Source organism: Pseudomonadota bacterium (assembly GCA_030860485.1).
Lineage (GTDB): Bacteria > Pseudomonadota > Gammaproteobacteria > JACCXJ01 > JACCXJ01 > JACCXJ01.
This window is the reverse complement of sequence record JALZID010000222.1, coordinates 1-7,171: the sequence shown is the minus strand read 5'-3', so window position 1 is coordinate 7,171 and position 7,171 is coordinate 1. Positions and strand designations below refer to the sequence as shown.

Genomic DNA, 7,171 nt, shown 5'->3' with positions numbered 1-7,171 from the left:
AACGGTGGCCAGGATCGTACGCCTCGTGGACCGTAACGAATACAAACGCCGCCAGGCCGCCCCCGGCGTGCGCATCAGCCGCCGCGCCTTCGGCCGTGACCGGCGCTATCCGATCAGCTCGGGGTATCGAGAGGATTGAGCGCGAACGGAACGCCGCTGGGCCCTGTCCGCAACCGACAGGCCGCATCATGAGCGCGCATTACGCGAGGTCCTTTGGCCAAGTTGCTCTCGAATGGGCCGGTGTGGCAACCTAGGCGCCATCTCAATACCCGCTCGGAGGTGACCATGTCCACGGTTGAAACACTGGAAGCCGAAGCGTTGCAGTTGCCGGCGTCGGAGCGAGCGCGGCTGATCGAGAAGCTGATCGCCGGTCTTGATTCTGATCCGGCGATCGAGGAAGCGTGGGCAGCAGAGGTCGAGCGGCGTCACGCTGAAATCGACAACGGTGCGGTTTCGCTCCTACCTGGCCCTGAGGCCTTAGCCAAACTGAAAGCCGAGTTTCGATGAACTATTCGCTGCACCCCGAGGCACGAGAGGATCTACGGGAAGCAGCCGAATATTACAAACAGCGAGCTGGGATCATCCTGTCGCAGTCGCTCCTCGCGGAGTTCGGGCGCTCGGTTGACCTCCTCTTACGCCATCCGGGCCTCGGAGCCGTTTGGCGGTACGGCAAGCGCCGTTTCGTCATGGAGCGTTTCCCGTATAGCCTGATCTACACAGTCACAGGCGACGAGCTTCGCATCTGGGCGGTCGCACACCATAGTCGGCGCCCCGGCTACTGGAGAAACAGTAAAGTAGTCGGGTTTACTCGGCAAGCCGCACGGCCCTGACCTCTTCGATCCCCGGGTGGCTCGGGTAGTTGTGCTCTAGCACCCGGATGGCATCGTCGGCCAGATCGTCGAGGGCCAACACCCGATACGCCTTGGCCATGAGGATGAGGGCGTCCGGCATCGCCGGCGCACGCTGATAGTGCTCGACGACGTAGCGGGCACGGCTCGCTGCCGCCACATAGGCCCCGCGGCGCATATAGTAATGGGCGACGTTGATCTCGTGCTGGGCCAGCAGGTTGCGCAGGTAGGTCATACGTAGCTGGGCGTCCCGGGCATAGCGGCTCCTGGGGAAGCGCCGGGTGAGCTCCGCAAAGTCCTGGAAGGCCTTGAGGGCCGAGGCCTGGTCGCGCTGGGACATGTCCATGTCCAGGAAGCGCTCCGCCAACCCCTTGCCTTCCTGGAACCGCGCGAGACCCTTGAGATAATAGGCGTAGTCCACATGCCGGTTGTCGGGGTAGAGCTTCATGAACCGGTCGCAGGCGGCGACCGCGGAAACCGATTCGTCGTTCTTGAAATAGGCGTAAGCGAGATCGAGCTGCGCCTGCTGGCTGTTGGGCCCGAAGGGATAGCGCGCCAGGAGCTTTTCGTCGTACTCGATGGCCTTCGTGTAGTACCCGTCCTGCAAGGAATCCTTGGCCTCGCTGTAGAGCTTCTCGGCCGACCACTCCTTGGTCTCGTCCTCCTTCTTGTCCTCGAAGATGCCTTCCAGGGTGGAGCAGGCCGTCAAGGCCAGGACCAGGGGCAACCAATAGAGCTTGTGCATGGGGTTGATCTCGCCGCGCGCGCTATTCTAGCCCGGATTTCTCATCACTGCCCGTCGCGAGGCCGTCGAGGCGCCGGTCTCTGGGGCCGCGCGGACCGAAAGTCGGCGAAGGCTTAGCTGACACTACGTCGAGCCGGCTTGAAGGGCTAGGCGGATGAGCCTGTCGTCCGGTGGACGACAGGCCCGCCGAGCGAGCGGCCAGGAATGGCCGCACTGGGCTTTGCGCGGAGCAGGATGGCGCGGACAGCGGAGGGAGTCTTGATCTCGTGAGGCGGATACCGCCAAAGGCGATCCGCCGCATAGCGATACGGCGGGACGCAACGAAGCATCTTCCGCCTCACCTTTCTGCCTTACGCGCGTTCACTGTCTCTCATTCGACGCTGCATCTCGTCGCTCGATATGCCCCCTTCTGCGCGATGACGAGCTCGCGAACGCTCGATTAGTGCAATAAACACAGCATTAGTGCTCAAAGACATCGTCTCCAGGTCTACGTTGCCTATCGGCACCAGGGCTGCAATCGGTATCCCATCACTTGTTACGATGACCGGTTCCTTCTCTATGTCCGCGGTATACTCAGCCAGAGAACCCGTGGCATCTGACTTCTCTAGGATCTTCATAGCTCAATCACCTCGTCTGTGATACTAACGCGGTTACCCTGCTTAACGCCGACCGCACGCACGTATACAACCTGTTCAGGTTCTTGCTCGATATCATAGTATACCCGTAATTCGGCGATCCGGAGTTCCCAGGGAGCCAGCGGGTTGGGACGCATGGGTTTCCGGTTTCTCGTTTCGACCATCGGCTCATGCGTTAGTTGCTCGTCGACAGCATCCAGCACCACCGTACGCTGGCGCGCCGTCAACCAGCGAAGATGCCCTTCAGCATCCGGTGAATACTCTATGCTGTAAAGCACTTCAATCAAGACCTTTCGTGCAGCTTAGGGTTCATCGCATTCACCCGAACTTGCGAGGGCTGCACCAACCCCTCCCGGTCTCGACCAATTGGTATTTCAGGACCGTAGGCTGGCCTGGTGAACCCAGCGGTTCCAATGTCGATAAGATCGTTCCTGGTTTCTTTCCTCAACTCAAACGCGGGGTGATAGGCGCCGGTTCCCTCCCCCGCGAAGCGGGGGGGCTAGGGTGGGGGTAAGGGTGGGCGATATTCGGCACGGCGCCGCTCACCCCACCCCCGCCCTTGTCCGCATGAAGCGCGGACAGGGGAGGGAGACTTGAGATCTCGTAAGGCGGATACCCGCCAGGGCGCAGGCCCATGCCGGGTCTGCGGACACGACTCCGCCTCATTCGGCGGAACGCCCACAAGGAGCCTTCGCGCTACTTCTTTCCGCCTGCAGCGCGTCGTGTCTTCAGCCCGATACCGCAAGCTGCACGTTTTCGACCACGAGATCCTGGAGCTCTTCAGCTCCGAACACATGCGTAGCATCCAGGATCTCGATGCCGACGAGCGCTTCGCTGCCCAATATTCAGGGCGACCTCATCGTTGAGTCTGAGCGTTCGGCACACAGAGCCTGATATATAGGGCGTCTACTTCACGGTCGTAGGTGATCTTCATAATGTCCGCTCAAAAGAAAAACGTGTATACGGTGATGACCACGATTTCTTCCGGTTCTTCCTTGATAACAGACGCCACCTGTTTTATCGCACGGCAATTCCCCTGCCACGATCCGTTATGGTGGAAATTAGATCGACACAGCATGCGCCCCCTTGCTTTGCCGGCTCCACGCGAGCCCTGTTCGACAACATAGCATACCTCCGTCGCGGTAGCTCCTCGCTCAGTAGATAGATTGCTCCACGGCATGTCTGGTCAGGCGGATAGGCTTCATCGGGCGACTGTACTATCGTGGGCTGCGATGAGCGGATGCAATCCCCCGCGAACTCGGTAGACTGGGTTTCATTACCCAACTCAGCGTACCTTGCTCACCCGAGTCTTCCGGTCGATGAATGACGCGCGCGATGCGGCTAGGTCCTCACCGCACCCGGTCATTTTTCAACGGTCACCTACGGTAACCGCCCGGCCTGGACCAATCGGTATTTCAAGACACTTGCGGAAAGCCACACCACGATATCGTCGAAGGCACAGTAGGGTCTACTGCCATCATTGTCAGCGCAACTTGGTTCTTCCACGGTATAGTGACGGCTGATAAAGGTCAGGTTAGTATCATCGGTGTTCTCCTCCTCATCGGCGATAGTGGTTGACCACAGGTCCGGAGTAGGGATATCGGAACCATCTGTCCGGGTCGCGCCGTAGCCGTTCTTACCGTGCGATAGGATCACAGCGGGGACGTTTTTGGCGAGATCCCTTTAGGGTTCGGTCGTCATCTGCGTGTTTTAACATTGATATTTCCGTTAGCGCATAAGTTCAGGTCAGAGGGTTGGGGATCGGATGGAGAACAGCTGTCGCGGCTCGTATCCGCGACCGTGAATCGGGGCGTCACACGATACCACAATCGGAAACCCCAAGCATCCCCGGGCGCCACGCCGAGTGTCTGAAACGGCAACCATCCCTCCACATTGTCACATGATGGAGGGGTAGTGGCGGGAACCTCCAAGTCCAGCAAACCATCACCGGGTCGCCGGAGGCGGTCACCCGCCCCCGGCTCCCACAGAACGTAGCGTGCGGATTTGCCGCACTACGCTCTTCAGGTGTTGATTCACAGCACCGCAACAACGAGGGCATGCAGAGCCGCTCACCCTTGAGCAGCTCACCCCTGCGGCTTGATCGCTGCTATTCGTTCTAGTCCTGTTAGCATGACTGGCTGCTCCTCTCTTTGCATAAAGGTCCGCAACCCTCCATTGAATGAGGCTCATGTGTCCCTAGAACAATTCAACGTCTGCTGGCCGCTTCCCCCTGTGGTCGGCTCTCCCGACCCCCGAGTACTATCAGCCAGTCTGACTTCCGACAGGTCATCAGGCCGTCCTCACCTTGTCAGCTCGCTCGACCTTACAAGCTCCGCTTGAACCTGCCGGATCTCCCTTGTTCGCAATAGCGTCCTTGGAGTGCATGCCGTGGGTACGAACCCTGAAAGCATCGCACGACCCTCGCCAGTATAACGGGCCTTGCGATATTGCTTTCCCCATAACGGGATAAGGTCAGCTACTTCCAACCGATCGATTTCGGGGCTAATCCTCCCCTTCACTTGCGTTCCGGCCTACACCCTCCCTGTCTACGCTTCGCAGGGCGTGTTACCACACCACCACGCAAAACTCGGTACACGGCTGCTGGCTAGGCTTTACCGCGGTAGCCATCTCAGGCTACTGAACTCTATGCGCTTTCAAGGCGCAACCCGCCCAGATCCCGGCGTGCAGTATTCCCGCACCGGGTTCCTCGGTTGTACTCGCGTCCGCGCAAAGCTCGAACATCAAGCAAACACCCGCCGGCACTTAGCCTCAGTGATGCGGGGGCGCACTACCTTCATGCGCTCGAGGACCTGGGTAAAAGTCTCCCAGTTGAAACTCCGGCGCTTGCCACCTCGCCGATTGAGCCACTGGAACACACAGTTCATGGCCCATTCGTAGAAGCGGTAAAGCGCACGGGAGTTGCCTCGTACGCCAAAGTAGTTGTAGTGCCCCTGCAGCCTGCGGTTGAGACCCCGGAAGAAGTCGTGTCCCGGCCGATGCCGGTTCTCCTTGATCCATGCCTTGATCCGCCGGCACGCCGCCTGCAATTTCTTGCGCGCGGTGCGTCGTTTTACCCGCGGTGTCCCCTCACGGTCTTCCAACCAGTAGAATTCGAAGCCCAGGAAGGTGAACCGTCGCGTCATGCTCGCGTGAAAGCGGCTGAAGCGCAGGATGCGGGTCTTCTCCGGCGCCACCTGCAGGCCGAATTTCTCCAGCCGCCTCGGCAGCGCCCGATAGAAACGCTCGGCATCGTCACGAAAGCGAAAGGCGCAGACCCAATCATCGGCGTAACGGTACAACAACGCGTCGCCGCGACAGTGGGCCGTGACCATCTTCTCGAACCACAGGTCCAGGACTTAGTGCAAATACACGTTGGCCAGGACCGGTGAGACAATACCGCCCTGCGGAGTACCGGTGTCCGGGTGAATGACCGCTCCGTCGGTGTCCAGAATGCCGGCCTTCAGCCATTTGCGAATCAATCCCAGAAAGGCCTGGTCGTCGATGCGCAAACGCAACATCGACAACAGCCACACGTGGTCGAGATTATCGAACAACCCTTTGACATCGGCCTCTACAACGTAGCCATAGACGCCGTACTGCAGGTCAAAGGTCAGCTCTCGCATCGCATCCAATGCGCCACGCCCCGGCCGGTAGCCGTAGCTGCCATCCAGGAAGGCCTGCTCATAGATGGCTGCGAGCAGCTTGGCGCAGGCGAGCTGTACCAGCTTGTCCTCCAGCGCCGGGATGCCTATGGGCCTCTCTTTTCCGTTCTCCTTGGGAATGTAAACACGCCGCACCCGCTTGGCACGGTAACGCTTGGAGTCGCTCCACTAAGTCCTGAATGTTGGCATGCAGGTCCCCTGCATACTCGGCCGCCCTCACTCCATCCACACCACTGGCCGCATCCTGATTCAGGTCGTGCCAGCAGGCAAAGAGAAAGTCAGCGTCCAGGTGCCGGTAGAGGTTCTGAAAACGGTGTCGCTTGTCGGCTCTCGCCGATGGCTATGGCCTGCAGGAAGGTTGGCTCGTGTTGACCCGGCCCGACTCCGTCCGGCACGAGGGGCCTGTGCAGGCTACGTACTTCCGTCAGGTCCTTCCCCATGTACATGGCTTTCCCATGCTCAGAGTACTATGCCTGATAAGACACCCCAAGGACATGCGGCGGGCTTTCCCTTTGACAGTACTCCTCCGCCTACCTGTTCCGGGCTTCCACATGAGCGCTTAGGTTCCAGTCTAACCCCGTGTCCGGGTTTCCCCTTGCGTGCCTCAATACCTGTGTACCTTACGTTCATGCTTCCCTCCGGTAGGAGCCCTTGGGGCTTCCCGGGTTCTCTTACGTATCTCTTCCTGCAGGCCACGGCCTGAGGACTCCGGCGGACCTCCACACCCTAGCTAAAATGGGTGCTTCGTGTTGCCTTCGGGCACGTTAAAACCCTCGGCATCCGCAACAAACTTATCTCGAAGCTGTACCAGCACTTCAGGGTGCGCGTCACCCCTACGGCCTACAGGATGCTCTGTCTACGCTTCGCCTGCTTTGTTCGCCCCCTCCCTCGACTCCGCCACAGACGCAAGACTCGATACGGGCGGGTGGCTAACCCTTTCCCGACGGGGACTTTCACCCCGCAAGACACGCCGAGCTTCTCCTGGCGCGATAACGAAACAGCCGCACCGGACAAGAAGACTTGGGCAGGCGACGGCGATCGGTCACTCATCGATGTAGCGAAGCATCCTCGATCGTAGGCGTTGACGGAAGCGGGTGCCGACCAGTGGGTCAGACGACAGCTCCTGAATCTGCTCTTCGACGAGTTGTGCCGGATGTTGACGGGGTTGTAAAAGCGCGTGATTTTGGTGGGAAGCGCGGTCGCGATCGGTTGGGTCGAGGGCGCGACGGCAGAGCGGCGGCGGTGTGGGAGTCAGGTGGGTTGCTGCCGAAAGGATCAAAA

The 7,171-nt window shown here is 59.8% G+C and carries 8 protein-coding genes and 1 pseudogene; 2 read left to right on the top strand and 7 right to left on the bottom strand.

Annotated elements, in window-relative coordinates:
* Positions 1–285 precede the first annotated feature (285 nt).
* The gene (locus M3461_13310; protein ID MDQ3775247.1) at positions 286–507 is read left to right on the top strand and encodes an addiction module protein; all 222 of its coding nucleotides are present in this window, start codon (positions 286–288) and stop codon (positions 505–507) included.
* The gene (locus tag M3461_13305; GenBank protein MDQ3775246.1) at positions 504–830 is read left to right on the top strand and encodes a type II toxin-antitoxin system RelE/ParE family toxin; all 327 of its coding nucleotides are present in this window, start codon (positions 504–506) and stop codon (positions 828–830) included. Before M3461_13310 ends, M3461_13305 begins: the two co-directional genes overlap by 4 nt.
* Here M3461_13305 and M3461_13300 read toward each other — a convergent pair.
* From M3461_13300 to M3461_13270, 7 genes and pseudogenes are all read right to left on the bottom strand, one after another.
* Entirely contained in the window at positions 805–1,593 is a 789-nt protein-coding gene (locus M3461_13300; protein MDQ3775245.1) for an outer membrane protein assembly factor BamD, read from the bottom strand. The two genes, M3461_13305 and M3461_13300, sit on opposite strands and share 26 nt — an antisense overlap.
* A gap of 350 nt (positions 1,594–1,943) precedes the next feature.
* Positions 1,944–2,210: a hypothetical protein gene (locus tag M3461_13295; GenBank protein MDQ3775244.1), complete on the bottom strand. Its 267-nt coding sequence runs from the start codon at positions 2,208–2,210 to the stop codon at positions 1,944–1,946.
* Positions 2,207–2,515 (bottom strand): hypothetical protein, encoded by a 309-nt coding sequence (locus tag M3461_13290; protein ID MDQ3775243.1) that lies wholly within the window; start codon positions 2,513–2,515, stop codon positions 2,207–2,209. Before M3461_13290 ends, M3461_13295 begins: the two co-directional genes overlap by 4 nt.
* Before the next feature lie 569 nt (positions 2,516–3,084).
* Positions 3,085–3,162, bottom strand: a complete 78-nt coding sequence (locus M3461_13285) for a DUF2283 domain-containing protein (protein MDQ3775242.1) — start codon at positions 3,160–3,162, stop codon at positions 3,085–3,087.
* A gap of 1,807 nt (positions 3,163–4,969) precedes the next feature.
* On the bottom strand, positions 4,970–5,371 hold the full coding sequence (locus tag M3461_13280; GenBank protein ID MDQ3775241.1) for a hypothetical protein: 402 nt from the start codon (positions 5,369–5,371) through the stop codon (positions 4,970–4,972).
* Positions 5,372–5,395: 24 nt separating this feature from the next.
* Positions 5,396–6,025: pseudogene (locus M3461_13275) on the bottom strand (reverse transcriptase domain-containing protein).
* A 907-nt stretch (positions 6,026–6,932) separates the two neighbouring features.
* Positions 6,933–7,171: hypothetical protein (locus M3461_13270; protein MDQ3775240.1), on the bottom strand; the 239-nt coding region annotated here is incomplete at its 5' end.

Bases quoted from the DNA above. Each gene is read 5' to 3' on its own strand.
- M3461_13295 (MDQ3775244.1), bottom strand. From the start codon at position 2,210: ATGAAGATCCTAGAGAAGTCAGATGCCACGGGTTCTCTGGCTGAGTAT.
- M3461_13280 (MDQ3775241.1), bottom strand. From the start codon at position 5,371: ATGACGCGACGGTTCACCTTCCTGGGCTTCGAATTCTACTGGTTGGAA.
- M3461_13300 (MDQ3775245.1), bottom strand. From the start codon at position 1,593: ATGCACAAGCTCTATTGGTTGCCCCTGGTCCTGGCCTTGACGGCCTGC.
- M3461_13310 (MDQ3775247.1), top strand. From the start codon at position 286: ATGTCCACGGTTGAAACACTGGAAGCCGAAGCGTTGCAGTTGCCGGCG.
- M3461_13305 (MDQ3775246.1), top strand. From the start codon at position 504: ATGAACTATTCGCTGCACCCCGAGGCACGAGAGGATCTACGGGAAGCA.
- M3461_13285 (MDQ3775242.1), bottom strand. From the start codon at position 3,162: ATGAAGATCACCTACGACCGTGAAGTAGACGCCCTATATATCAGGCTC.